Origin of the sequence: Streptomyces sp. NPDC005931 (assembly GCF_042871235.1) — a bacterium.
Taxonomy (GTDB): Bacteria; Actinomycetota; Actinomycetes; order Streptomycetales; family Streptomycetaceae; genus Streptomyces.
Genome location: NZ_JBIAIG010000006.1, coordinates 361,647 through 385,049, shown reverse-complemented (window position 1 = coordinate 385,049; position 23,403 = coordinate 361,647). Strand labels below are relative to the sequence as shown.

Here is a 23,403-nt window from a genome sequence, read left to right as displayed (position 1 = left end):
GGAGGGGGCGGCCATGGCGTGGGTCGTGGTGCTCGCCGTGCTGTATCTGCTGACCGCGGTCGCCCTGGTGTGGTTCCGCCGGGCGTACCGGCGCTTCGCCCACGCACCGGTCAGGCCACGCCCACCTGGGCAGGCACTGAGCCTGTACGAGTTGGCGTATCTGACCGGGCAGCAGCCCTGGGTCGCCCGGACGGCCATGGTTGCCATGATGCTCGGTGGTCGACTCACCGCCAAGGACGGAGTGGTCACGATCACCGATCCCGTCCCGCGCGACGAGGTCGAAGCCGCTGTCATCAAGGCCATCGGCCTGGCACCGCGACGCAGGACATGGACGTGCTGGAACGGGCTCGCCGCGAGCCGCAGCATCGAAGCCATCGGCGAGCGTCTGGCTGATCAGGGTCTCGTCGACAGTCCGTCTCGCTGCCGCGCTGCCGGCACGGCGCACCTCTGTGTGCTGATGGTGCTGCTGTGTTCCGGCACCATGGGTCTGGTCACTGCCGCGAGGATGTCGGCCGGACAGGGGCGACTGGCTCTGCTCCTCCTCGGCGCTACGGCAGTTGTGCTGATCGGCGGCACGCTCGGCCAGCGCCACGACAAGAAGCTGAGGACCGGCGTGACCGAGGCGGGACGCCGGGCCGTCACCGCTTCCCAGGGCAGCGACCGCTTCGGACGCGACCCCGAATTCTGGGTTCGGTCCTCGAACGACGATCTGTCCAGACAGGACGCGTTGCTCCTGGGCGAATTCGTCCGTTCCGGCGCCATGTCCGGAAAGCTGCGCCCCCTCGATGACGCCACGCGCGACCCGTCCCCCTCCACTGAGCTGCTCGACGACCCGCCGGGCCTCGGCGGCGGCCTGTGAGAAGAGCCCTGATCAGACACTCGCTCCCGGCGAAGCGTTCGCGCCGCTCAATCGCCGCCGTCCCCGAAGTCCGGGACCTCCACGTCCCCGGGTGAGTACGTCGTTCCCGCGCGGTCGGTGTCCTGGGCCCGCTCGGCGGCCCCGGCGGACAGAATCACCGCCCCGATCAGTCCCACCATGCCCGCCAGCAGGACAGCCACTCCGGAACTGCACACGGCGGCCACCGCGCGATCGTCCGTGCCGTCGAGCAGGAGCAGAACGGTCAGCACCGGGAACGCACCGAGGATCCACGAACCGCAGACGACCGACAACGTCACGCTCTGGTGGAGCTCGGCCATACCGGCAACGTCTCCTCGCGTCGCGCCGCGGCCCGGCCATGCGACCGGAGGCAGGGCCAGGGCCTGGCAGAGCAGACAGGCTGCCTGGATCACGGCATACCCTGCCGGTGTCACCTCCCGTGACCAGTGGTACGCGACCCCGGTCACGGCGGCCAGCAGCGTGGCCGCGTTCCCCACCAAAACCAACACTTCCCGTGACCGCAGGAGTAGGACGACGACGGTCCACAGCCACTTCCCCGCGGCGGCCACTTTGCGCCCCCGGCCGCTCCCGATCCCGTCGTTCACGCCGCGCCCCCGTTCGCCGACACCTCTCATGGCGGCATGATGCCCACCACGCCGTTGATGCAACGGCTGCTTCGACTCGCCAGGTCGGTTCGGCCGCTCACGGTCGCCCGACGGGCCGGCCGCCTCGACACGGCGCAGCGCCGTACAGCGGTGGACGGCTGCGGGAACGGCTTTGGTTGCACAGGGCGGCCGGGACGGCGCCTTCGGTTGTCCAGTCCTCGTCGAGGAGCGCGGCCATCAAGCAAACGTATTCTTCGCGGGGTGGCTGGTACGGTCCTCGGTGCAGTCCTCGGCGAGCCAGGCGCCGATTGTGTCGATTCTCGTGTACGTGGCGAGACCTGCGTCGACGATGACATCGGGGGCGCCGCCGTTGTCCCGGAATTGTATGTGTACTCAACGATGAGGGAACACGGTATGGAGCCAACAGAACTCTGCCGCGCAGTCGGGGCGGCCCCCGGGCAACCACATCGGTGTCTCGCCGTCGGCTCACGCAGTCGGCCGCACGCCCTGGATCCGCACACCGCCGACGAGCATGACTCCCGCAAGCAGAGCCCTGCGCCGCTGACGCCCCCCTGCCGGGCGTGGAGTCAGCACCCCTGTCCGGCCGCCGCTTCCTTGGCTTCCGGGACAGTCGGCTTTGCGGCAGGAGGTGGCGTGCGGTAGGCGCGAAGAGGGGCATTGGTCGCGGCGACAGCGGCGATCGCAAGGATGGCGGACAGTCCGCCGAAGACGAGCGAGAAGGAGGCGGAGGTGGCCGAGGCCAACAGGCCGCCGCGGAAGTTGCCGAGTTCGGGCCCCGCGACACCGATGACGTGTTCCACCGAGGAGACCCGCCCTCGGTACGTGTCCGGGGTCTCCAGCTGAACCAGAGCACCCCGGGTGACGACTGACACCGTGTCGGCAGCGCCCGCAAGGGCCAGACAGACGAGCGCCAGCCACAACGCTTCCGCCAGGCCGAAACAGGCCAGTGCCAAGCCCCAGACGGCGGCGGCGGACAGCTGTACCAGGCCGCCACGGCGCCAACGTGTGACCGTGCCGGAGAGCAGGCCGGCCGTGATTCCACCGACCGCGACGGCCGAGAGGAACAGGCCGAGGGTTCGTGGGTTCCCGCCGAACCGGATCTCGTTGACAAGAGGGAAGAGCGCGACGGGCATGGCGAGGAGCGTCGCGGACACGTCGGTGGCCATTGAGCCCCATAGCGTCGGGCGGCGCAGGACCCGCCAACCGCCTCGCTCTGGCCGGCGCCTGCCGCCGGCCGCAGCGGCGCCTTCTGGCCGCATGGCAGGCAGGCGAATCCAGGCGAGCGCCGACACTGCGGTGGCCACGGCCTGGGCGATGTATGCGGCAGGAAAACCCCAACGGGCAATGATCAGCCCGGCCATCGCGGGCCCCGCCATCATCGCTGCCTGAAAGGAGACGTTCATCAGTGCAAGGCCGGCTGCGACCTGATCGCTCGGCAACAACCGGACGGGGAAGGTGCGACGAGCAGGTGCGCCGAGAGCGCTGCAGCTCGTCCCCACGGCCACCAGGGCGAGCAGCACACATACGCTGCGATGGTCCGCCAGGGCCTGGGCGCACAGCCCTACGGCGGCCAGCAGTTGCACCGCAGCCGTGGCACGCGCCACCGCACGGCGGTCAAAGGTGTCGGCCAACGTGCCGCCGAGCAGCCCGAACAACACCATCGGCAGGCCCGTGGCGAGCCCGATGGCACCGGTTCCCACCGGGCTGCCGGTAAGTTCCCAGACCTGGGCCAGCACCGCCACGGTGGCTGTCTGCGCGCCCAGTTGAGAGGCGGAGGTACCGATCCAGAGGTCCCGAAACGGCTGGCTGCTCCGCAGTGGGCGGGTGTCGAGGAACCGGACGCGGTCACATCCCCTCATTGCGGAGGCTCGACGAGGTGGTTGAGGATCCGCTGCCGCATCGACCGGCGTTCCAATGCCCTCCGCACGTCCTCGACAACGGTGGTCATCGCGTACGGGACTTCACCGTCGAGCTCGGCGACCGTTGCATGGGTAGCGCGCCACTCCGCTTCCAGGAACGGCACCAACGAACGGCCGCGCTCGGTCAGGTCGATGCGCCGGGTTCGGGCGTCGGGCCCCGGTTCGGAGGTGACGAGACCCTCCTTGCGCATTGCGGCGACGGTCTGACTGATCGCGGAGTGGGAGCGGCCCAGGGACTTCGCAAGCTCCCGAATGGTCAGCGGTCCGGTGTGGGCGAGCCGGATCAGCGGATAGGCGAACCGGGGTCGCACCCCCTCGATGCCACGCCCGGCGTAGACCTGCTCGATCTCCGCATCCATGGCTGCCAGCAGCTCGTGCAGGGAGCGCCAGGGATCGGGTCGCACTGTGGGATCCGAAGATGTCACAGCACTAATATAACAGCGCTGGAATAAACAGCTCGTGTTCCACGGGTGGCACCGACGGAGGGTCTGTACGCGGTCCCGATCCGCAGAGGGTTGCGGAGGATTCAAGACACCGTCGGCAGGCCATGAGGTCGTCGCATGGTCGCGACTGCCGGCCCAGGAGCCAGTGGAAACCGTTCACGACAGCGGCCCGCAGCCAGCCGGCGCCGCGGCCGCCAGGGTGGGCGCCCGCCCGGGTTCCGAACCGATGCCCACAGACAGCGCCCACCCCGTTGGACGATGCACCAAGCGCCTCGAACAGTGGCGCGGCCTGGCCCCGATGCGACGATCTTGCCGTCGCCGGAACCAGGCCCCGCTCCACCTCGCCGCCATCGTCCTGGGACACGGCGCTGAGCAAAGAGACAGAAGGTCAGTAGCTGTCGTAGCTGGGCTTGCCGCTCGGCCGGTAGACGCCGAGGACGGTGCCCCTCTCCGTCGTCGAGACCCTGACCGGTTCCAGAGCGGTGGGGACCGCTCCGTCGGCGAACAGTCGCTTGCCGGTACCGATGATCACCGGATGGATGGTCAGCCGGTACTCGTCGACCAGGTCGTGCCGCATGAGCGTCTGGGCGAGGTCGCCGCTGCCGACGACGTTGATGTCACCGCCGTCTGACACCTTCAGCGCACGCACGGCGTCGACGACGTCGCCCTCCAGCAGCGTGGAGTTCTCCCACGTCAGGGACGTCAGGGTCCGGGACGCCACGTACTTGCGCATGCTGTTCATCCGCTCGGTGAACGGGTTTCCGGCATCGGCGGTCGGCCAGTACGCCGCAAAGATGTCGTACGTCTTGCGGCCGAGCAGCATCGCGTCGGAGGACTCGTACCAGCCGGCGACAGCCGCGCCGACCTCGTCGTCGGACACCGGCTTCTGCCAGCCGCCGTGGTCGAAGCCGCTCTCGGCGTCCTCGTCCGGACCGCCCGGTGCCTGCATGACGCCGTCCAGCGACAGGAACGTGCAAACGATGATCTTACGCATGGTGTGCTCCTTCATGTCGACGGGTGGACTGCGCGGCGACCGGAAACTCATCGGCGGGGCCTTGGCGGCGCGGCGCTGTCCCACCACGAACGGGCCGGTCGCGGGAGCCACGCACATGTCCGCGACCGCCCTGTCGCAGTGGAATTCTTCAGATGCCAGGGGGCCTGGGTGAGGCGCTCCTCGTGGAGGTGCCCCGCGCACCAGTCACGGGCGTTCAGCTCCGCCTCCGACCCCGCCGTGGGGGCGGTCGGCTGGACCCGGCATCGGGTCACCATGGCCGGGGAGACCGTCCGACCAGTGGGCGCCAGCACGGCGGGGAGTCCGCCATTCCGTTCATGCGGACGCCCTTGTTCCGGACGAGGGGGTGTGCCGATCCATCGGCCGACCGCACAGCTTCATCCGATCAACCGATCAACCCACCGAAGAGACGGACTCCGCTACCGCAACGGTGGTTGCCGTACTAGGCAGCGAGCAGCGCATCCACCGTCGAGTTCGCATCCCACTCGGGGTCCAGGCCGGCCAGCCGCTCAGTGACCCGGCGCCAGGCCGTCGGATCCGTGCCGAGGCGGGCGCGCACGAGGTCCGTGAGGAGAGCCCGGGCCTCGGCGGCCTGGGGCGGGGCATCCGTGCGGCGGGCGGCGGCGCCCAGGTAGGCGAGCAGGCGCGCGGCCGGGGCAGCGAGGCGCACCAGGTCCCCGCCGTCGAGCAGCCCCGCCCCAAGCAGCCCGTCCAGCTGGGTGGTCGGCGCGCAGCGGAACTGGCCGCCGAGACCGTGCCGGGCCCGCTCCCGGGTGAGCTGCGCGCTGCCAGGCAGCCCGTCGGGGCCCGGCTCGGGCAGCAGTGCCGCATGCCGCAGTTTCAGGTCCTCGGGGACGTCGTCCAGGCGGACGATGTCCTGCCAGTACGGCAGCGGTTCCTGGACGTGGGCGGCTTCGAGAGCGGTCCAGTTCAAGGGCTCGCCCGGCGGGTGGGACTCGACGAGGTCACGGGCGTGTCGGGCGTGCCGGGCACGCCGCAGCTTCCGGACGAGCTTCTCCGGCGCCAGTTCGCGGTCCAGCCGGGCGCGGAGGACGGCGGCGGGGTGGGCGGACGCCAGGGCCTTCGCACACACGGTGGTGGCGGAGCGTCCCAGCACGTTGCGCCCCGCAAGCCGCGCCAGACGGTCGGCGCCGCCGTGCTCGAGCAGGCGTAGGCAGCCGAGTAGTTGATGCGCGAGGCCGAGCCGTGAGCCCTCCCTTTCGAGCAGTTCCTCCACGAGGTCGGGTTCGCCGGAGCCCAGCCACATCAGACCGCCGGCCGGCCGCGCGCTATTCCCGGCACGCCAGTCGGCGAGCACCCGGGCGCCCAGGGACGGCCGTCCGCTCTCGGGCAGTGACCGGATCACGATGCGGTGGGTGACGGGCCAGGGGTTCCAGTGCCGCAGCAGGGCGAGGTCGACGTCGGGGTCGTCGAGGTCGACGAGGCGCTCCACGGCGCCGCTGCGCTCCATCCACCGCGACTGGACGGCGAGGACACGCAGCGCGTCCTGGTCGCGGTCCGCGAGCAGCCGGTCGAGGACGGCTTGTGGGGTGCGGTCGTGGCGCAGCAGGTAGGCGGCGAGCAGCCAGGGTCCGTCGGGGCCGAGTCGGGGCAGTACGGCGTCGACCACCTCGGGGTCGGCGAGGCAGAGCAGGGTGCCCTCCGGCCAGGCCCACAGATGGTCGCCGTGCTCCAGCAGCTTGATGGCCTCGTCGGGAGTAGTCGGTCTGGTCCTGCCGGGGGATGCTCCCGGGCGGGCTGCAGGGTTCGCACCGGATCGCGCACGCTCCAGCAACTGCGCCCAGGTCAGACCCTCGGAGGCGGCTTCCGACGCAGTCACGGTCGCGGCCAGGTGGAGCCAGGCGTGGGCGCCGGTGCCGAGTTCGGCGCGCAGTCGACGGGCGAGCGCGGCCCGCCACGCTTCGGCGAACGCGAGCCGCCGCCAGTCGTGGGGCAGCAGGAGCAGGCGCCGGGCGGGCAGCAGGGAGAGCAGCTCCTCGGCGGGCAGGACACCCTGGACGTAGGCGCGCTCGATGTGCTGTGCGCCGGATCCGTACGTCTCAGGGAGTCGCGCACGCACCTGCGCGAGGCTGGGCGCCTCGTACGCGAGGCCGTCCCGGGAGGCGGGGATGCCGTGGGCGGCGCAGGCGAGGGCGAACCAGCCAGGCGTGGCGAGGCCGGGCGCCGTCGCCGGCTCGTACATGGTCAGTGCGCGCAGCACCTCGGGATCCTTCGGCCGGGGCGCACCGTCCGGGGCGAGGGAGTACAGCAGGTCGAGCGCTGCCAGAGCGTGCATGCGCTCGCGCCGGTACAGAGGCCGTCGGGATACAGGTGCGCAGGCCGGTGGTACGAGTTCGGTTGCCGACCGGGGTTCGGCGGCGCCCTCGGCCGTTGGTTCGGCCGGGGCCGGTGTATAGGGCTCGGCCGGTGGTTCAGGCGCGGCGGTCGCGTCCGGGGCCTTCCCCGCCGTGGCGATCAGCTCCGCGACTGTTCCCCCGTGGTGGGGCAGCAGGACGTCGAGCGCAGCCCATGCCTGCTGCCGTTCCCCCAGATGCGCTTCCGTCAATGCCCTCAACTCGGCGAGTGCCGCTGTGCCCAGCAGGTCTCGTTCGGCGAGGCGGGTGAGCGCCGCCAGGGCGGAGGCGGCGGGGCGCGCGGTGCCGATCAGTTGGACCGGATCGAGGTACCCCGCCACCGCCATACCCTCCGCCCAGACGGCGGCGCTGTCGTCGAGTTCCTCCTCGGCGAGGCGCCGCGCGGGCGGAGTGGTGTTCCCCGCGCGACGGCCCGCGGCCCGCCACGGCTCGTTGAGGACACTCAGCCGGAACGCCTCGCGCTGGGCATCACTCGCCGCCTCGTGGCGGGCCAGCTCCTCGCAGGCCTTGGGCATGAACGCAGTCACGGCATGCGCCTCGGCGAGGGCGTCGAGATCGTGGGCGTACGGCTCGGACAGGAGGTCGCGCAGGGTGCTCGTGCCCCTGGCGGTGGCGAGCAGCGCCGGCAGTCGGGCCGGATCCTCGTACGGCTCGCACCCTGCGCGCAGTCGGCGCGGCCCGTCGCCGTCCGGGGCGGCCAGGGCCCGGGTGACCGTGTCCACGACCGCCCGGCTGAGCCAGGTGGCTGCTGCGGGGTCGCCGAGCAGGGCGCGCACGGCGTCCGGGCCGGTGCGCTCCCAGATGGTCAGCAGGGCATACAGCTGGGCCACTTGGCGGACGCCGCACCGCAGCGCCGGCACTACGAGCTGCGGGTCGCCCGAGCCGAGCAGCGGGGTGAGCCAGGTGCGCGGAACCTGGCCGCGCGGCGCCGTCAGCTCGGCGTGCAGGGCGCTGTCGAACGGAACAGCGTCGAGCCGGTTCACGATGGTGCGGCGCAAGGACTGCGTCGTGCGCGGATTGCGGTAGACGGCTGCGGCGACCCGGGCGTCGCCGACCACGACCAGTCGGGCCAGGACCCGGGTGTCGAGTCGGGGATGGCGGGCCAGGGCCGCCCGGGTGCGCGTGTCGCCGTGCTCGACGACGGCGGCGACGAGGGTGGACGCCGGGTGAGTGCCGCCGGCCAGCAGCTCCGACGTCAACCGTTCGGGCAGGGCAGCAAAGGCGGCCGCGGCGTGACTCGGCTCCGCGTGCTCGAGGAGCAGGCCGAGCGTGCGATGGACACTGCCGGGCGCGGGCGGCCGAAGCGCGCCTTCGGACTCCGGCGGCACCGGCGGTGCGGCGAGCAGTTCGGGCAGGCTGCCACGGAACCCGACGAGTGCCTCGTACAGCTCCCGCCAGCGGGCCATGTCCGCGCCAAGGTGACGCTCCACCAACTGCTCCAGCAAGGCGGACGCCTCGGGGTCGACTCCCCCCGCAACGGCGACCTTGGCAGCCACCGAGCGCGCGGGCCGCGCCCGCTCCACCACGTCCGGCGCCGCACCACCCCAAGTCCCGGTGTCCTCCACGACCTGACCGGCCCCGACCATCTCGCGCAGCAGCCGCCCGGCCGCCCCCACCTGCGTCCTCGTCATGGTCGCCATGCTAGATACGGCCACCGACAATCCCACGGGGCACCAGTGGCCGGCCTCGTCCGCCCCGCCGACAAACCCTGCCAACGGGCCTGCCGGGGGCTTGCCGGAGCCCTGCGCCCCGGACCTCCGCGGTGGTCATCTCGCCACACCGCGATCCTGCCGGTGATCGCAGGTCCTCGCGCGGCTCCGGGTGCGTCATAAGGGCGGGACTCCAGCACCTCCAAGGCGCCGGTCTCGGTGTCTCGGCTGCGCAGGGTGGTAAGCCGGACCGACGGCGGCGCCGCCGACGGCAGCAGCTCAGGAGCCCGCCGACCGGCGAAGGCACCCGGGCGCCGGGTCCGGCCGAGGGTCGACGTGCGGGTTCCCGCGCCCGGGTTTCGTCCAATGGGTTGAGGCTGCCGGGCGGGCTGTCGGAGGTCACCGCCGCCCACACCCGGTGGTGCAGGCCAGGCCAACGCTGAGTCGCACCAGCGCCCGGGGCACGCCAGCGGGGCCCGTAACTCGGCTCGGTACCCCAAGTACGGTCGAGCCCCGTCGCCCGACCGCCCTTCGTACGGGTCGGGAACGGAAGATGTGCGCGATATGTTCGCCGTGCGCCTAGGGTGGAGGGTGGAGGTGCCCATGTCCGAGTTGTTCGACGCGGTCGACGCGCTCGTTGCGTCCCGGTCCCCGTTGCCGTCACCGGCAGAGCGCAGGCGGTTGCGTCAGGCTCACGCGCTCACCCTGGACGAGGTGGCCGCCGCCCTGGGGGTGCGGCGGGCGACCGTCGGCGCCTGGGAGACCGGCAAGACCGAGCCGCGGCCGCCGGAGCGGGAGGCCTACGCCCGCCTGCTCAAGCAGCTCGCCCAGCTCTACCCCGCGCCCGAGGACACCCCCCAAGAGTTCGAGGCGACGCCCGCAGCAGCAGCTCAGCCTGCGGCCCAGGCCGGGAGGTCAGAGACCGTGACCACGGCTCCGGCCGGGGAGGCTGTATCCGCTCGTCCCTCTGCCGACGGGCCGGACACGGCGTCGCGTCCGTCGCATGCCGCCGGGTCGTCGCAGGGGCCGCGCCGCCCGGGCGCACCCAACGCCGCCCCGGTGGGCACGCCGGTGTCCGGGGGTGCGTATGCGCACGGCCCGCTGCTCGTCCTCGACGCGGATGCGGAGAGGAATGTGACCGGATACGGCGTCGGCGGTCTGATTCTGGACGTGCCCGCCAGGTCGCTGCCCGCACTGGTCGAGTGGGCGCTGGCCGAGGCGCGGCTGGGGGCGGAGCGGCTGCACTCCTCGGGCAAGGATGCCGACCCGCTGCTGGTGCTGACTCCGGCGGCGTGCGAGCGGTACGGCCTGCCCGATCGGCTGTCGGAGGCCGAGCGGCACGCCGGGCGTCTGCCGGAGGGGCACAAGGTCGTCAGGCAGCTTCAGCGTGCCGAGTGGAAGCTCACCCGGCGGGGGTTCGGGCCGTGGGCGCGGATCTACCGCCCAGCGGAGGGTGGCCGACGGCGGTGCGTGCAGCTGTGCATCCCGTCCTGGAACGCTCTGGACGACCGGGCCTGGGGCCGTGCCGCGCAGCTTCCGCCGGCGGAGCTGGCCCGGGTGCTGGGGGTGTACGCGACGCGGGTGATGACGCCGGTCGGCTCCACCGCCGTGACGGGTCTGCAGCTGATGACCGCGCTCAACCCGCCCACCCGCGCGAGCAAGCCGGACGAGACCGGAAAGCGGCACGCCGAGCACCGGCCCGGGTCGCTGGGCACGGAGCCGATGGACCCGGCGCCGTGCGAGGCGCCCGACGGGCATCCCGTCCTGGCCCACCTGCCCCGCTTCCATGTGCGCGGCCCCGAGGAGCGGTTGTCCGAGGAGGCCTACGACTGGGCGCGGGACCTGACCGACGCCGAGTGCATGCGCCGCTACCTGGTCGGCATCGACGTCAACCTCGCCTTCGGTGCCGCCGCCAACGGCGCGGTCGTCGGCCTGGCCTCGCCGCCCGTGCATCTGACCAACCCCACCTTCGATGCGGCGGTGCCCGGCTCCTGGCTGGTGGACCTGTCCCACGTGGACCTGTCCCGGGTGAGGGTCGGCAAGCAGTGGCGTGAGCTGGACGCCGCCTTGCTGCCCAGCCCGTTCACACCGACCGGCGAACCACCGACGGGCCCGGCCTGGTACGCCACCCCCACCGTCGCCTACGCCGTCGAGCTCGGCTACGACGTCGCGCCCCTGGAGGCGTGGGTGCGTAACGAGTCCGGCCGGTTCCTGGACGGCTGGTACAAGCGGCTGCGCGACGCCTACGTCACCACCATGGCGGACCTCGGCGTGGGCGAAAAGCTCAGCCCGGCCAAGTTCCTCGAAGCGATGCACGGCTACAGACAGCGCGACCCGGAGCTGGGAATCGTGGTGGACGCGATCAAGATGACCGTCAAGGGCGGTATCGGCAAGCTCCGGGAGAAGGCGCGCGGTGGCGGGTGGAAGCCGGGACAGTCCTGGCCCGCGCTCGCCCGGTCGACCTGGCGCCCCGACATCCGCGCCGCCGTGATCGCCCGGGCCAGGATCAACATGCACCGCAAGATGCTCCACCTCGCCGCGGCCACCGGCCAGTACCCGGTGGCGGTCCTCTCCGACTGCGCCGTCTACGCCGCCGACGGCCCCAGCCCCCTGGACGTTCTCCCCTACGGCGCGGACGGCAAGACCGTGCCGGGCAGCTTCCGGCTCGGCGTCTCACCGGGCATGGTCAAGCACGAGGGCACCCAGAGCGTGCTGTGGGGCGCGGACGTGCTCGAACAGCTCCACGCCGAGGGCCATGTCGCCAACCTCGCCCGCTACATCAAGACCGGCGAGGTCACCGCCAAGGACACCGGAGAATAGAGGGGACCACAGCGATGGTGGCCATCGGAGAAGAACTCGACAGGGCGGTACAGGGCGCCTTCACCCGCCCCGCCCCCAAGTCCGCCGGCGCCCAGATGCGCTACCTCGTCCGCCGGCACGGGCGCAGTACCCGGCGCGTGGCCGAGCTGCTCGGCATCAGCCGGCGCACCGTCGAACGGTACGTGAAGGACCAGATCAAAACCCCCCGGCCGCAGCTCGCCGAGCGCCTCGAGCGCGAAGTCCGCGCACGCTGGCAGCCGCAGATCAGGGCCAGGGCCCGGCAGGCCGCGGCCACCACCGAAGGCATCGTCATCGACACCCGCGCCCGCTTCGGCTTCACCGCCGCCCCCGGCAGCACCGACGACGCCCGGCTGCGCCACCTCACCCTCGCCCTCCCCCCACACCATGCCGCACGCCTCTTCCAGGCCCAGCAAGCAGGCGCCACCGAAGACCAGCTCCGCGAGATCGCCGCCGAAGCCCTCGGCGAGGTCTACTTCCGCGACAACGGACGCCGCGCCCACGGCCTCGAAGTCGAGTTCACCGACCTCGAACACCTCCAGTTCGAGCTGTAGCCAGGCCCCGAACCGCAGCCGGGCTCCGCCGTCAGCCGACCGAACGGAATGTCGCTCAGTAAGTGACGGACTGCACAGGCGGTGGCTGTCACGCGGTGGCCATGGAGGGCTGGACGGATCGAGGTCGCTCATTCCCTCGGCGACGGGTCCCGATGGAGACGGATCTCACCCGCAGCGGACGGGCCTGGGAGCGAGGCGACTCACAGCAGGTTGCGGGTCATGAACGTCACCGGCTGCTGCAGGCGGCGGCTTCGACGACCACATGGCAGCGGTCACTTCGACGGCCCGGTCGCCGGGCGTGCACAACGACGCCCACGCGTGCGCATGAAGCAGCGGCTGTCACCGCGCGCCTCATGTCCAGCCCGACATAGCTCGAGCGCTCCAGGACGGGCAGGTTGCGAAGGCTGGGACCTGGAGGGGGCGCAGGGCGTCGCGAGCGGGCTGCCGCATCGGCGTCCGAGCGCCCTCGTCAGGGCCGGTTCGCCGTCCCCTGAAAGTCGCTGGGCGGTGCGTCCTGGAGCAGGCGGGCGAGGTCAAAGGTGTCGGGGTGGAGGTCGGCGGCCAGGAGCAGCAGTCGCAGCGGCTGCCGGTGCACACCCGTCACAGTCGTCCGGCGGCCCGCTCGGTTCACGGGGGCCGGGGCGAAGAAGAGGTGGAGGCCGGCGACGTCCATGAAGGGGGTGTGATTCAGGTCCCACAGCAGGTCGGTAACGTGTGCCGGTAGCACGTCGGCGGCAGCGCGCAGCTGGGGAAGAGTGTCGTGGTCGATGTCCCCTCGCACGGTGATACATGCGGACGGACCGTCGATGGTGGTGATGATGTTCACGTTGGGCGCGCCCCCTTCCGGGGGTGAGTGAGCCCAAAGGCGAAGCCCCCGAGGAGGGGCCGACGACGATGGCCGGGGGGCCGAGTGCCCGGGATGGGGGCAACGCCCGGCTCCCCGAAAGGCCGACGCCCTGGGGAGCCGGTCGGTCTCGTTGTATGCCCACCGTCGCACATTCCCTCCCGCAAGCGCGACTCCCCGCGGGAGCACGTTCCATGAAGCCCGTGTCACCAGGTGCATCACCCCGCAGAGGGACGCCGCCGAAGCTGAAGCGCGACGCTGCGGCGACTCGTGAGCCCGTACGTGTGCTGCTTGTGTCTCTGCCGGGCCACTGCCCGGCAGAGCAGCACAGCTGAGAGGCTGCGCGCGCCGACTGCTGACTGCGCTCCGTAGCGGCCCTCGTGGACGTAGTCCTCGAGCCATATGGCACGCAGGCGTTCCCGTCGGGGATGCGCGGTGCCGCCCAGCAGGTCGGCCCGGGTAGGGGGTGAGACCATTGACCGCGTGCGTCGAGTGGGAGGTATTCCCCAGGCATGCCTTGCTGCGAAGGTGGCACTGTTGTCGCCGTCCATGGCTCCTCGCTGGGCGTCCGGTGTCCACAGCCCGCGGCACGAGCGCCGGTCCGCTGCACGGCGTGGAGCACCTCGCGGTCCAGGAGACGCCAGACCGCTTCCATCGGCCGGCCGCGACCATCAACCTGAGGCCCGGAGGGCACGTCTGGGCCGGCCACCAGGCGATGCACGGGTAGAGCCCGGCGAGGTGGCTGGCTGGAGCCTCCCCCATTGCCGGTGGTGATGCTCGCCGGCTTCGCGCTCGTTGATCAGGCGTTCGGAGGCCGTCTCTCTTTTGCAGGGCGCGACCGACATGCGCGCGGCCCCGCATCTTGTTCAGCACCGGGATGAACTGCGGAACTCATGCGAGGGTGAAGCCGGGGACTGCCACCGTCCGCCACCGAGTCGAACCGCGATCAGCCGAGACCACGATGGGCGGCCCACAACGTCCCAGCACGGCTGGCAGCGTCGGAGACCAGCGCCGCCAGTTCGGGTTTGTCGGGGACGGGGAAGGAGACGTAGGCGCCCCGACCACCACCGACCGGTCGACCATAGGCCTTAACAGCGAGGTGACCGTCCGGGAGAAGCCGGACGTTGAGTGTGGTCAGCGTGAACGCTTCACCGCGTCGAGTATCCGTCCAGCGGAGCGCCTGCGGGATCGTGACATTGATCGCCAGAGCGCTTACTTCCAGATCGCTGCTCATGGCTGGATGATCTCACGTGATTCCGCAGGCGTGCCCCACCGGCTTGAGCAGCAGCATCGACGGTCGATGAACGCCGCGAAGCCGCCCACGTCGCTTCGCAGTTCGCGCGCGGGGAATGGGAATCGAGGTGCCGTCAGGCCGGGCGGCACGGATCGGTTCCAGCGGCAGCATGTCGGTGGTGCCTTCGCGGCGGCGGTCGACGCCCCACACGGAGTCGTCATCAGCGGAATCACTGACTGAACAGCACTTGGAGGTAGTCCTCCAAACGCCGCTCGAGAACAGCCGGTGCCAGATCTTCCCTCCCGAGTTCCCGCCAGGGCCCGGCGACCTTCTCCGCGTCCGGAGCGGAGGCCAGCGCGTCCAGCACACGCCAGTGCAGGTGATCAGCAGGGTCGTCGCTGAGCATCCCACCGGCTGCGATGTAGTGGTCCGCGAGCCGCAGGCCGGCCTCCACTCCGTGCAACAGGACAAGCGCAGTCGAACAATGGGCCACATCCAGATCAGCGGGTCCCCAAGACGTCTCGACCCAGTCCACGACACCCGTGATCGCCAGATCGGCTCCTTCCCCCGTGAAGAGTACGTTGCCGGGGTGGAAGTCACGGTGCAGGAAGCAGGGTCGATAGGCCGGGGGTGGGCGGCGGATCACCTCCACGGCGCGCTCCCACACGTCCGGTTGTTTCGAGTTCTCGGGAAGACGCACCCGCTCCGGACTGGTCCACGCCTGATAGGTACGCGGCCGGGCCTCCTGTGGAACCAACAACCCGTGAATCGCCACCAGTTGACGGACAAACAGCTCCGTCTTCCGCTCGACGTCCGCCGCGTCCAGCCGGAGGTTCCCCGGAAGCAACGACATCAGGAGCGACGGGTAGTCGCAGTGCTCGGCTGCCGCATCGACACCGTGGAGGCGAGCGGCCGGCACGCCCGTATCCGCCAGCAGCCGGAGAATCTCCGCTTCCCGCGTGAGCAGTCCCCACGCATGCTTCACGAAGAACGGCTTGACGAACGACCGCAGCACGAGGGAATACGGCTCCCCCTCCCCCTCGACGTCAAGGCGGCGCATCTGTGACGTCCAGCCCCCTCGTAGCCTTGCCACAGCGCCAATCCGGTCTCCAGGAGGGAGACTGCGCTCCACCCATGCACGGGTGTTGCACCAGTGCACGTGATCGATGTCCGCCTCAGCAACTACGCCGCCCTCAGTCATGACAACAGCGTCATGACGAGGAAGGAGCGGACTCGCGGCGCATGCTCACAACGGTCACTCCGCGATGGCGACGACGGCACGCGCGACGACAGCCCCGTCGCTGATCGGACGAGGCGGGAGAGTATTGCCTCCCTCTCGTGCACCGTCGACGTCACCGGTGCGTGAGCAAGCGGAACTTGTTGCCGTCGGGGTCGGCCAGCAGCACCGCGCCGTCCTCGCCCTGGGCCGGGTCGAGACGCTTCGCTCCGAGGGAGAGCAGACGCTCGACCTCCGTCTGCTGATCGCCGTCCGGTGCGAGGTCGAAGTGGATGTCCTTCCCGGGATCCGGCATCAACGGCGGACCGCCCCACGTGATCTTCGTACCGCCGTTCGGCGACTGGACGGCGGTCTCCTCGTCCTGGTCCCAGACAAGCGGCCAGCCCAGCGCCTCACTCCAGAAGTAGCCCACGGCCTGCGACCCGTCGCAGGCGAGCGCCCCAATGACGCCACAGCCGGTGAGGAAACCGTTGCCCGGCGCGATGACACAGAACTCGTTGCCCTCGGGGTCGGCGAGCACCACATGGGACGCATCCGGTCCCTGGCCTACGTCGGCGTGCTGCGCGCCCAGGTCGAGTGCCCTGGCCACGGTCTCCTTCTGGTCCTCCGGAGAGGAGCTGGTCAGGTCGAAGTGCAGCCGATTCTGGGCGAGCTTCTGCGCCTGGGTGGGACGGAAACCCAGGCGGTAGCCGGCGTCGTTCCCCGACTTCAGGGCGACGCCGTCGTACAGATCGTGGGCTGTCTCCAGGCTTAGTACTCCGGACCAGAAACGCGCCAGGCGCTCCGGCTCGTGCGCGTCGAAGGAGAGTGCGAAGAGTCGGCTGGTCATTGGGTCACGCTTCCTCGGTCCATCGAGTGCCAACTGTCGGCGGGTCTGCGCCCCGAACGAGGATAATGACGACTTCCTCTCGCCGAAGTGCTCAACTGCCCATTCTTTGACCGGGCTTGTCGCCGGATCGCCCTGTCCTCCTACCGTGACGGTCTGGGATGCGGTGTCGATGGTCCCTGACCGAGGACTTGGGGACACGGGAGGTTGCGACCCGGGCACGGTTCAACAGGCCGTCCGTTCCTCACGACCCGGGGAGTTGGCGCTGCGCCTGGAGACCGGGCGAGAGGCGTGGTTTCCGGGTCACGGAAGCGTGGGGTCAGGTGGCCGCGGGCGTGCGGTTCGGACGGGGCGTCGGTCGCCGGGCAGCCGGCGGCTTGCCGACGGCCGGTGGCCAGTGCCGTCGACCCGACGCTCGCCATCGCGGGCGCCTGGTCGGTCCGGATCCGAAGCGATCCGGCGGGAACCGTTCCCGGTACTGGCCTGGGCACTGATCGTCGCCTCGCTCCCCTCCGATGCGGTGGCGCCGTGGACCCTTGCCCGCTGCGACGCAGCGAGGTGGCCGGCGGGACGCGATCCACTCGGCGGGGAAGCGGGAGGGCCGACGCCCCCGGGCCCGCCGCTGACGGTGGACGGCATGGACGAGCGCCGGACACCGGAGCGGCAGCTCGGGTCGCGGAGCCGGTCCGAGTGATGCCCGGGCCGCGTGCTCGGTCTCCGCCCCGGGCGGACAACCTCCACTGTCGTGCGTACGCCGGCGACGGGACGGCGTACGCACCTGGAGCGGTCAGGCGGCAGGGACCGGCAGCGGGACCGTCCAGTCGAGGAAGGTGCCGGATGGCTCGCGCGGGCCGAGGGTGAAGGCGCCGCCGAGTTCCTCCGCGCGGCTGCGGAGATTGGCCAGTCCGCTGCGGCGGGTGGCGGCGGGGTCGATGCCGCGACCGTTGTCGGCCACCTGCAGGCTCAGGGTGTCCTGCGTGGCGGCGGCGGTGACGTCCACGGTGGTGGCGTGGGCGTGGCGGGCGGTGTTCGACAGCGCTTCGCGGAGCACGGCCAGGAGATGGTCGGCATGGCTGAGGGGTACGTGAGTGTCGAGCAGACCGGTCATGCGCAGGGTGGGGGTGAAGCCGAGGGCGGTGGCAGCCTCGTCGGTCACTGCCAGCAGTCGGGTGCGCAGGGTCGTCGTGGTGTTGCCGCGGTCGCGGTGCTGCAGGCCGAAGATGGTGGATCGGATGATCTTGACGGTGTCGTCGAGATCGTCGATCACCCGGTAGACACGCTCGACCGCATCGGGGTGCGCGCCGATGCGGCCCACGACCGCCTGCAGCGTGAGCCCGTCGGCGAACAGACGCTGAATGACCTGGTCGTGCAAGTCGCGGGCGATGCGGTCGCGGTCGCCCAGAAGCGTGAGCTGCTCCGCCTCGCGGCGGTGTTCGGCGATCTGAAGGGCGAGTGCGGCCTGGTCGGCGAAGGAGTCGACCATCTCCACCAACGCCTCGCTGAATGATGCGCCGCCGGGAGCATTGGCGACCTGCAGGACCCCACGGATGTGCTCCTGCTCACCGACCGGCACCAAGAAGCCCGGGCCCAGCTTCACCAGGGAGGCACTGCCGCCCAGAGAAAGCACATCGTCGCTCAGGGCGTCGCTGGTCAAGGCCTCGCCGGTACGGTAGACCTTCGCGGCGAGTGTGGTGGCGGGCAGGGTGAGCCCGAGGACGCTGTCCGCGGCCTGACCGGCGGCCGTCTCCACGACCAGTTCCTGCCCCTCGCCCAGCGGCAGGGCAAGGGTGACGAGGTCCGCGCCGGTCATGTCCCGTACGGTGTCGGCCAGCGAACGCAGGATGTCCCGCGGCGGCTGTCCCGACAGCAATCCCCGGGTGATCTCCGCGCTGGCGGCCAGGCGCTGCTCGCGCTGCCGGCTCTCCTCGTACAGCCGCGCGTTGTCGATCGCCACACCGGCGGCTGCCGCCAGGGACTGCAGCACCGCCTCGTCGTCGGCGTCGAACGGCCGGCCGTCACGCTTGTCCGTCAGATACAGGTTCCCGTAGACCCTGTCCCGGACCTGGACCGGTGCGCCGAGGAAGGTACGCATCGGCGGATGGCCCGGCGGGAAGCCCGCCGACGCCTCGTGCGCGCCGAGGGCCTCCAGGCGCAGCGAGTGCGGCTCGCGGATCAGCAGGCCCAGGATTCCCTGCCCCTCGGGATAGTGACCGATCCGAGCGATCGTCTCGTCGTCCATGCCGACCGTGATGAACTGCCGGATCCGCTCCTCGTCCCCGAGCACACCCAGGGCCCCGTACTGGGCGTCCACGAGATCGGCTGCGGACTGAACGATCCGCCGCAACAGCTCCTCCAGCTCCAGGTTGCCGGCGACCGCCACCACCGCATCCAGGAGCGTCTGCATCCGGTCCCGGCTCCCGCGGACCCGCTCCACATGCTCCTGCAGCTCGCCGAGCAGTGCATCCATCCGCAACCGCGGTGCTGCCGCCCGTCGGTCGTCCGTGCCGGAGGAATCCTGCATCCCCGTCGCCACCCCTGTCCATCAGAACTACTCAGGAATATCCCGAAGGACCCTACCCAAGAGTAAGTGTGGTTTGGTAGTGGCTCGGTGCCGTCGGACCGGCCGCGCACCACTGACCTCCGCCCTCCAGTCCCCTTCTGCGCCCGGCCGCACACCTGATCATGGGGCCCTTGGCCCTACCCCGCCAGGCCGAACGTCACTGGTCGCCGCGGCTGCGCAATGCTGTCATGGGTAGGCAACACGGCGTGGACGAGCCGACAGGGGCGCGGAGGCGGTCGCGCCGCGCGGGCCCGCCCGAGCGGTCCGACCGCGGCTGCCACGTCGGTGAGCGGAGGAGGCCGGTGCCATGCTGTATCGCCGCACGGTCGGTGACGTGATGACCGAGGACGTCGTCACCTTCCGCCCCGACACCCCTTTCCATGAGGTGGCTGCCCTGCTGGACGCGAACGACATCGTCGCGGCCCCGGTCGTCGACGACGACGGCGCTCCCATCGGCGTCGTGTCGGCGTCCGACGTGCTGCGGCACGAGACCGGCATGCCCGATGTGCAGGGCCAGGACGGAGGCGAGGAGCGCTCCTGGGGCAGGGCCCGGGCCCGCACCGCGGGCGCGCTCATGAGCAGCCCCGTCTTCACCGCCCGCGCGGAATGGACGATTCCGCAGGCCGCGCGCGAATTGCGCAAGCGGCACGTCAAGCAGCTTCCGGTGGTCGGGGACAACGGGCTCCTCATCGGCATCGTCACCCGCAGCGACCTGCTCGACGCCTTGATCCGCTCCGACGCGGAGATCCGCGGCGAGGTCGAGCGCGACGTCCTGGGGCGCATCCTCGGGCTGAAGGAAGACACCGTCGCGGTCGAGGTCCGCGACGGGGTCGTCATCCTTCGGGGACACGTTCCCGGACCGGGACTCCTTCCTGTGGTCGTAGGCCTTTGTCAGGGTGTCGACGGCGTCGTCGCCGTGGAGGCCCGGCTCGCCCCCGCTCCGGCGGACTGAGACGTTCTGACGGTGGCGCTGCGAGTGCCGGTCGCGGGTGAGGACAGGGACGCCGGGCCGAGGAAGGCCTCATGGATGTCATCGCATCGCCTCACTGCGCATCCGCAGGCGAAAGTGCCGGGTGAGACGGTGAGACCGTGCGCTCGACGAAGGTCGGACGCCCGAATCGGCTTCAGGTTCCCTCATGTGTCCGTGACAAAGCCCACCGCACGCCATACCAGGTCACGGCGGAGCGAAACGCCCCCTCGGCGATGTGGACGGACCAGTCACGCGTTAGCTTGACGACTCCTTGATCGCTCTCTGATCCTTCATCACTTGCTGATCATCCGACCAAGCGTCACCTTCACACCAGGCACCTGCCACGGCCCGTAGCGGAGGCACGGGGAACCTCCCGGACCTGCTCCGCCCATCCCTAGGAACAGCCGTTCGCCCGCCGCCGACGCAGGTGCCCCGAAAGGGCCCTACAGCATGACGACCATCACCCTCACCCGCGCCTCCCTCGAGGACCCGACGGTGCCAGCCGGGGCCCAGGACCGCGCGGACGGCGGGTGTCCGCGCCGTCACGGACGACCGGCTGATACCGGGCGCCGGCAGGCGAGGTTCTGACGATGGCACGGGCGACAAGGCTCACCGGCTTCGCACTGGCCGCCGTCGTCGCGGGCGGCATCCTGACGGGCTGCACGTCGGACGAGCCTTTGAGGTATCAGACGGACTACAGCAACCATCGGCCGCTGCGGGTCGTCGGCTACCCCTCCACGGGAAGTCTTGAGACGGTGCAGAGGGCCGTGTGGTGCCTTGCCGACGGTGACACCGAGGGACTGGCCGCACTCGCCGTCGACGGTACGCACGCCGACGCCACGGCCCGCAACTGGGTCGAGGCCTTCGGCACCGCCGCCGAAGGGGACGTCACGGCGGACTTCTACGACGACGGTCTGGCTCGGCAGGTCGTGGTCCTGTACTTCGCCCGGAGCGGCCAGGTGAAGGAGATCGAGGCCCGCATCGGCGAGGACGGCTCCTGGGGGCTCACCCTCGCCGAGCCCGACCCTGCCGAAGCAACGGCCAAGCCCGCATGGGCCCCGCCGGAGCCGGGCGGCTCCGGTTCCCGCACGTCCGGCGCTCCGTACGGGAGCTAGGCTGCGGGAGCCGAGTTTCGCCCTCGGCGTAGCGCCCTCGAGGACCGCACCGAACGAGCCGAGGCGTTCACGGACCAGGGGCCGCTGGAGGGGAGCTGCTCGAGAACTCGGCCGACTCCCTGTCAACAGGTGCGGCGGCGGTACCCGGATTCACCTGCCGGTACGACGTCGAGGTCGCGCAGCACCACCGACAGCCGCTCGCCCCAGTCGGCGCAGGCTGCTTCCAGGCCGTCCGTCCGGTACTCGATGACGAGGACCCGGTCGTCGTAGGCGTCCGCATAGACGCCGCACTCGTCGTACTGTCCGCACTCCTCGGCGACCGCGAAGTCGAAGCCGGCCCTGTGGCCCTGCCGGGCCAGATCAGCGGCATTCTTCTGGCCGATCGCCAGTCCGGCCCGGTGCGCCCGAACTGCGAGCAGCTCGGCGAACGCCATGTTGTCCGCTGCGGTCAGCAGACCGTCGGAGCGCTCGTGGGAGTCGAGGTTGTCCGCCTCGACCGCCTGGTATCCGGCCGTCGCACAGGCGTCGATCCACTTGCCCACGATTCGGGCGAGCCGGTCGCGCTTGGCGGGCGTCGAGATGTCCAGCAGGGGCTCGTCCCAGTCGCGGTCAATGACCAGCGTGCCGTCGGTTCCGCGCAACAGCAGCTCGGGGTGGTGGGACTGCCACCAGCGGGTGGCGTCCGGCTGAGCCTGGAAGGCGTTGACGTAGCAGACGTTGTAGACGCCTTTCGCCGGTCGCGCGGTGCGGTCGCGGGAGACCGCGCCCACGCCGGCCGGCGGTGGATAGGCACCGCCGATCTGGTAGTCGAAGGCGACGCCCGGCTCGGGTCTGACCACCGTCTTCGCGTCGACCGCGTTCCTGCCGTCGGACGCCGCGCATCCGGCCGCGGCCACGGCGAGTGCCCCGCACAGAGCCGCGGCTGCCGGCACACGGAGAAGGGTGCGAGGGACGCGGTGGACCATGGCCGGTGGCTCCTGTCGGTGGACTGCATCGGTGCTGTGCCATGATGCCCTGCCCGTGTGGTGCTTCCACGTCCGCTCGGCGGGCTCTGGCCGGCTCGTCTCCGTCCTCGGCTCGTACCCCGGCTCCTGCCCCGGTTCGTGCCCGCGACGGCTTCGCTCCGGCCCGGGGTGACCCGCGCCCGCAGAGGTTTCGCTTCGGTCCGGCTCGGGAACCGCTGAACGTCGTCCCAGTCAGGGAGTGCCGGACGACGAGATCCTCCGGCGCGCGAGTGGCGCACGTTCCGGGCGCGCCGGGAAGCGAGGGACGCATGACGGATGCCGCCGGCGTTCCTCCGGAGCCGCAACCGCCCCGCCGAGGGCGGCCTGCCCGCTGGCGCGGCTCGGTCGCCGGACGGCTGTGGCGGCACGGGACGGAGTTGGAACTGCTGCACCGCGCCATGGGCTTCTCGGCGCTGGGGCTGGTCACCCTGGTTCCACTGCTGATCGTCGTGGCCGCGGCGCTCCCCTTCCAGGAGCGGGGCTTCGCCCTGTGGGTCATCGACGGGATGAGTCTGTCGGGGCGCCCGGCCGAGGCGGTGCGCGAGTTGTTCACCGCGCCGAGCATGGTGCTGAGCACGACCAGTGCCCTCAGTGTGCTGCTGGTCGCCTTGTTCGGCGTCACCTTCGCGGCGAGTGTCCAGAACGGCTACGAGAGGATCTGGGAAGTGCCCGCGGGTCCGTGGCACCACCTGTGGCGCCGCTGGGTGTGGCTGGCCGCGCTGACGGCCTATCTGTACGCCGAGACGCAGAGCGGTGCGGTGTTGCGCGGCGGCACGGCCCACTCGGTCCTGCGCCTCGTCCTCAGCTCGCTGTTGGGAGTGTTGTTCTTCTGGTGGGGACAGCACTTCCTGCTCGGCGAGCGGGTGCGCTGGAGAGCACTGCTGCCTGGTGCGGTCGCCACGACGGTGGGCCTCGGTGGGCTGCGCTGGTTCTCCGACCAGGTGTTCTCACCCCTTATCGTGACCAACGCGGTCACGTACGGGCCCGTCGGCACCATGCTCGTCGTGCAGTCCTGGCTCATCGGCGTCGGGTTCGTGGTCTTCGGCGGATCGCTCCTGGGCCGCCATGTACACGACGCCTGGCAACAGCGAGTTCTGCACCGCCCCGTGGACTGAGATCCCCGGCCTCCGGCAGCCGTACGTCATCCATGCCGCCGACGGACCGGAGGATCCCCTCGCCGAAGGCGCGGGCGTCCGGTCATTCTCCGGCACCTCCTCAGGGGCCGCTTGGGTGACCCGCCACGCGTCGGCCATCCAGCGGACGGCGACGGGCACCGCTTCGGGTGCTCCACAGCAGCGGCGACTGTGCGTTCGAGATCTG

Annotated in this window: 17 protein-coding genes; 6 read left to right on the top strand and 11 right to left on the bottom strand. The window is 71.0% G+C overall.

The window, feature by feature from the left end:
• Nucleotides 1–25: 25 nt before the first annotated feature.
• Nucleotides 26–859 (top strand): TIGR04222 domain-containing membrane protein, encoded by an 834-nt coding sequence (locus tag ACFYOV_RS17735; protein WP_389088675.1) that lies wholly within the window; start codon nt 26–28, stop codon nt 857–859.
• Nucleotides 860–906: 47 nt separating this feature from the next.
• Here ACFYOV_RS17735 and ACFYOV_RS17730 read toward each other — a convergent pair whose 3' ends face one another.
• From ACFYOV_RS17730 to ACFYOV_RS17710, 5 genes are all read right to left on the bottom strand, one after another.
• Nucleotides 907–1,197 (bottom strand): hypothetical protein, encoded by a 291-nt coding sequence (locus ACFYOV_RS17730; RefSeq protein ID WP_389088673.1) that lies wholly within the window; start codon nt 1,195–1,197, stop codon nt 907–909.
• A gap of 872 nt (nt 1,198–2,069) precedes the next feature.
• Complete coding sequence (locus ACFYOV_RS17725) at nt 2,070–3,362, bottom strand: MFS transporter (protein WP_389088671.1); 1,293 nt, start codon at nt 3,360–3,362, stop codon at nt 2,070–2,072.
• Nucleotides 3,359–3,781, bottom strand: a complete 423-nt coding sequence (locus ACFYOV_RS17720) for a MarR family winged helix-turn-helix transcriptional regulator (protein ID WP_389088668.1) — start codon at nt 3,779–3,781, stop codon at nt 3,359–3,361. Before ACFYOV_RS17720 ends, ACFYOV_RS17725 begins: the two co-directional genes overlap by 4 nt.
• A 472-nt stretch (nt 3,782–4,253) precedes the next feature.
• On the bottom strand, nt 4,254–4,859 hold the full coding sequence (locus ACFYOV_RS17715) for a dihydrofolate reductase family protein (RefSeq protein WP_389088666.1): 606 nt from the start codon (nt 4,857–4,859) through the stop codon (nt 4,254–4,256).
• A 460-nt stretch (nt 4,860–5,319) separates the two neighbouring features.
• Nucleotides 5,320–8,883: a hypothetical protein gene (locus tag ACFYOV_RS17710; protein WP_389088664.1), complete on the bottom strand. Its 3,564-nt coding sequence runs from the start codon at nt 8,881–8,883 to the stop codon at nt 5,320–5,322.
• Between the two features lie 621 nt (nt 8,884–9,504).
• On the opposite strand from ACFYOV_RS17710, the gene tap reads away from it, so the two are divergent.
• Nucleotides 9,505–11,721: a telomere-associated protein Tap gene (gene tap, locus ACFYOV_RS17705; protein ID WP_389088661.1), complete on the top strand. Its 2,217-nt coding sequence runs from the start codon at nt 9,505–9,507 to the stop codon at nt 11,719–11,721.
• 14 nt (nt 11,722–11,735) lie between these two features.
• On the top strand, nt 11,736–12,293 hold the full coding sequence (gene tpg / locus ACFYOV_RS17700) for a telomere-protecting terminal protein Tpg (protein ID WP_389088659.1): 558 nt from the start codon (nt 11,736–11,738) through the stop codon (nt 12,291–12,293).
• A gap of 469 nt (nt 12,294–12,762) precedes the next feature.
• Here tpg and ACFYOV_RS17695 read toward each other — a convergent pair whose 3' ends face one another.
• The 5 genes from ACFYOV_RS17695 to ACFYOV_RS17675 all read right to left on the bottom strand — a co-directional run bounded on the left by ACFYOV_RS17695 (nt 12,763) and on the right by ACFYOV_RS17675 (nt 18,901).
• Complete coding sequence (locus ACFYOV_RS17695) at nt 12,763–13,119, bottom strand: STAS domain-containing protein (RefSeq protein ID WP_389088656.1); 357 nt, start codon at nt 13,117–13,119, stop codon at nt 12,763–12,765.
• A 964-nt stretch (nt 13,120–14,083) separates the two neighbouring features.
• Nucleotides 14,084–14,371: a hypothetical protein gene (locus ACFYOV_RS17690; RefSeq protein WP_389088654.1), complete on the bottom strand. Its 288-nt coding sequence runs from the start codon at nt 14,369–14,371 to the stop codon at nt 14,084–14,086.
• A gap of 229 nt (nt 14,372–14,600) precedes the next feature.
• Nucleotides 14,601–15,572, bottom strand: coding sequence for a phosphotransferase family protein (locus ACFYOV_RS17685; protein ID WP_389088652.1), 972 nt, complete (start codon nt 15,570–15,572; stop codon nt 14,601–14,603).
• Nucleotides 15,573–15,723: 151 nt separating this feature from the next.
• Complete coding sequence (locus tag ACFYOV_RS17680) at nt 15,724–16,437, bottom strand: VOC family protein (RefSeq protein WP_389088649.1); 714 nt, start codon at nt 16,435–16,437, stop codon at nt 15,724–15,726.
• A gap of 784 nt (nt 16,438–17,221) precedes the next feature.
• A complete protein-coding gene (locus ACFYOV_RS17675; RefSeq protein ID WP_389088647.1) occupies nt 17,222–18,901 on the bottom strand; it encodes a GAF domain-containing protein in 1,680 nt (559 codons plus the stop codon).
• Nucleotides 18,902–19,301: 400 nt separating this feature from the next.
• Here ACFYOV_RS17675 and ACFYOV_RS17670 point away from each other — a divergent pair, with 400 nt between their 5' ends.
• Together ACFYOV_RS17670 and ACFYOV_RS17665 are read left to right on the top strand one after the other, a co-directional pair.
• Nucleotides 19,302–19,946: a CBS domain-containing protein gene (locus tag ACFYOV_RS17670; RefSeq protein ID WP_389088644.1), complete on the top strand. Its 645-nt coding sequence runs from the start codon at nt 19,302–19,304 to the stop codon at nt 19,944–19,946.
• Nucleotides 19,947–20,554: 608 nt separating this feature from the next.
• A complete protein-coding gene (locus ACFYOV_RS17665) occupies nt 20,555–21,079 on the top strand; it encodes a hypothetical protein (protein ID WP_389088642.1) in 525 nt (174 codons plus the stop codon).
• 122 nt (nt 21,080–21,201) lie between these two features.
• On the opposite strand, the gene ACFYOV_RS17660 is transcribed toward ACFYOV_RS17665, so the two are convergent.
• Nucleotides 21,202–22,044: an endo alpha-1,4 polygalactosaminidase gene (locus tag ACFYOV_RS17660; RefSeq protein ID WP_389088640.1), complete on the bottom strand. Its 843-nt coding sequence runs from the start codon at nt 22,042–22,044 to the stop codon at nt 21,202–21,204.
• Nucleotides 22,045–22,352: 308 nt separating this feature from the next.
• On the opposite strand from ACFYOV_RS17660, the gene ACFYOV_RS17655 reads away from it, so the two are divergent.
• Complete coding sequence (locus ACFYOV_RS17655) at nt 22,353–23,198, top strand: YhjD/YihY/BrkB family envelope integrity protein (RefSeq protein ID WP_389088637.1); 846 nt, start codon at nt 22,353–22,355, stop codon at nt 23,196–23,198.
• Nucleotides 23,199–23,403: the final 205 nt, after the last annotated feature.

Excerpts from the sequence above, each read along its gene's own strand:
- ACFYOV_RS17655 (WP_389088637.1), top strand. The coding sequence starts at position 22,353 with ATGACGGATGCCGCCGGCGTTCCTCCGGAGCCGCAACCGCCCCGCCGA.
- tap (WP_389088661.1), top strand. The coding sequence starts at position 9,505 with ATGTCCGAGTTGTTCGACGCGGTCGACGCGCTCGTTGCGTCCCGGTCC.
- ACFYOV_RS17675 (WP_389088647.1), bottom strand. The coding sequence starts at position 18,901 with ATGGATGCACTGCTCGGCGAGCTGCAGGAGCATGTGGAGCGGGTCCGC.
- ACFYOV_RS17715 (WP_389088666.1), bottom strand. The coding sequence starts at position 4,859 with ATGCGTAAGATCATCGTTTGCACGTTCCTGTCGCTGGACGGCGTCATG.
- ACFYOV_RS17670 (WP_389088644.1), top strand. The coding sequence starts at position 19,302 with ATGCTGTATCGCCGCACGGTCGGTGACGTGATGACCGAGGACGTCGTC.
- ACFYOV_RS17710 (WP_389088664.1), bottom strand. The coding sequence starts at position 8,883 with ATGACGAGGACGCAGGTGGGGGCGGCCGGGCGGCTGCTGCGCGAGATG.
- ACFYOV_RS17690 (WP_389088654.1), bottom strand. The coding sequence starts at position 14,371 with ATGAGCAGCGATCTGGAAGTAAGCGCTCTGGCGATCAATGTCACGATC.
- ACFYOV_RS17660 (WP_389088640.1), bottom strand. The coding sequence starts at position 22,044 with ATGGTCCACCGCGTCCCTCGCACCCTTCTCCGTGTGCCGGCAGCCGCG.
- ACFYOV_RS17665 (WP_389088642.1), top strand. The coding sequence starts at position 20,555 with ATGGCACGGGCGACAAGGCTCACCGGCTTCGCACTGGCCGCCGTCGTC.
- ACFYOV_RS17725 (WP_389088671.1), bottom strand. The coding sequence starts at position 3,362 with ATGAGGGGATGTGACCGCGTCCGGTTCCTCGACACCCGCCCACTGCGG.
- ACFYOV_RS17685 (WP_389088652.1), bottom strand. The coding sequence starts at position 15,572 with ATGACTGAGGGCGGCGTAGTTGCTGAGGCGGACATCGATCACGTGCAC.
- tpg (WP_389088659.1), top strand. The coding sequence starts at position 11,736 with ATGGTGGCCATCGGAGAAGAACTCGACAGGGCGGTACAGGGCGCCTTC.
- ACFYOV_RS17720 (WP_389088668.1), bottom strand. The coding sequence starts at position 3,781 with ATGGATGCGGAGATCGAGCAGGTCTACGCCGGGCGTGGCATCGAGGGG.
- ACFYOV_RS17730 (WP_389088673.1), bottom strand. The coding sequence starts at position 1,197 with ATGGCCGAGCTCCACCAGAGCGTGACGTTGTCGGTCGTCTGCGGTTCG.
- ACFYOV_RS17680 (WP_389088649.1), bottom strand. The coding sequence starts at position 16,437 with ATGACCAGCCGACTCTTCGCACTCTCCTTCGACGCGCACGAGCCGGAG.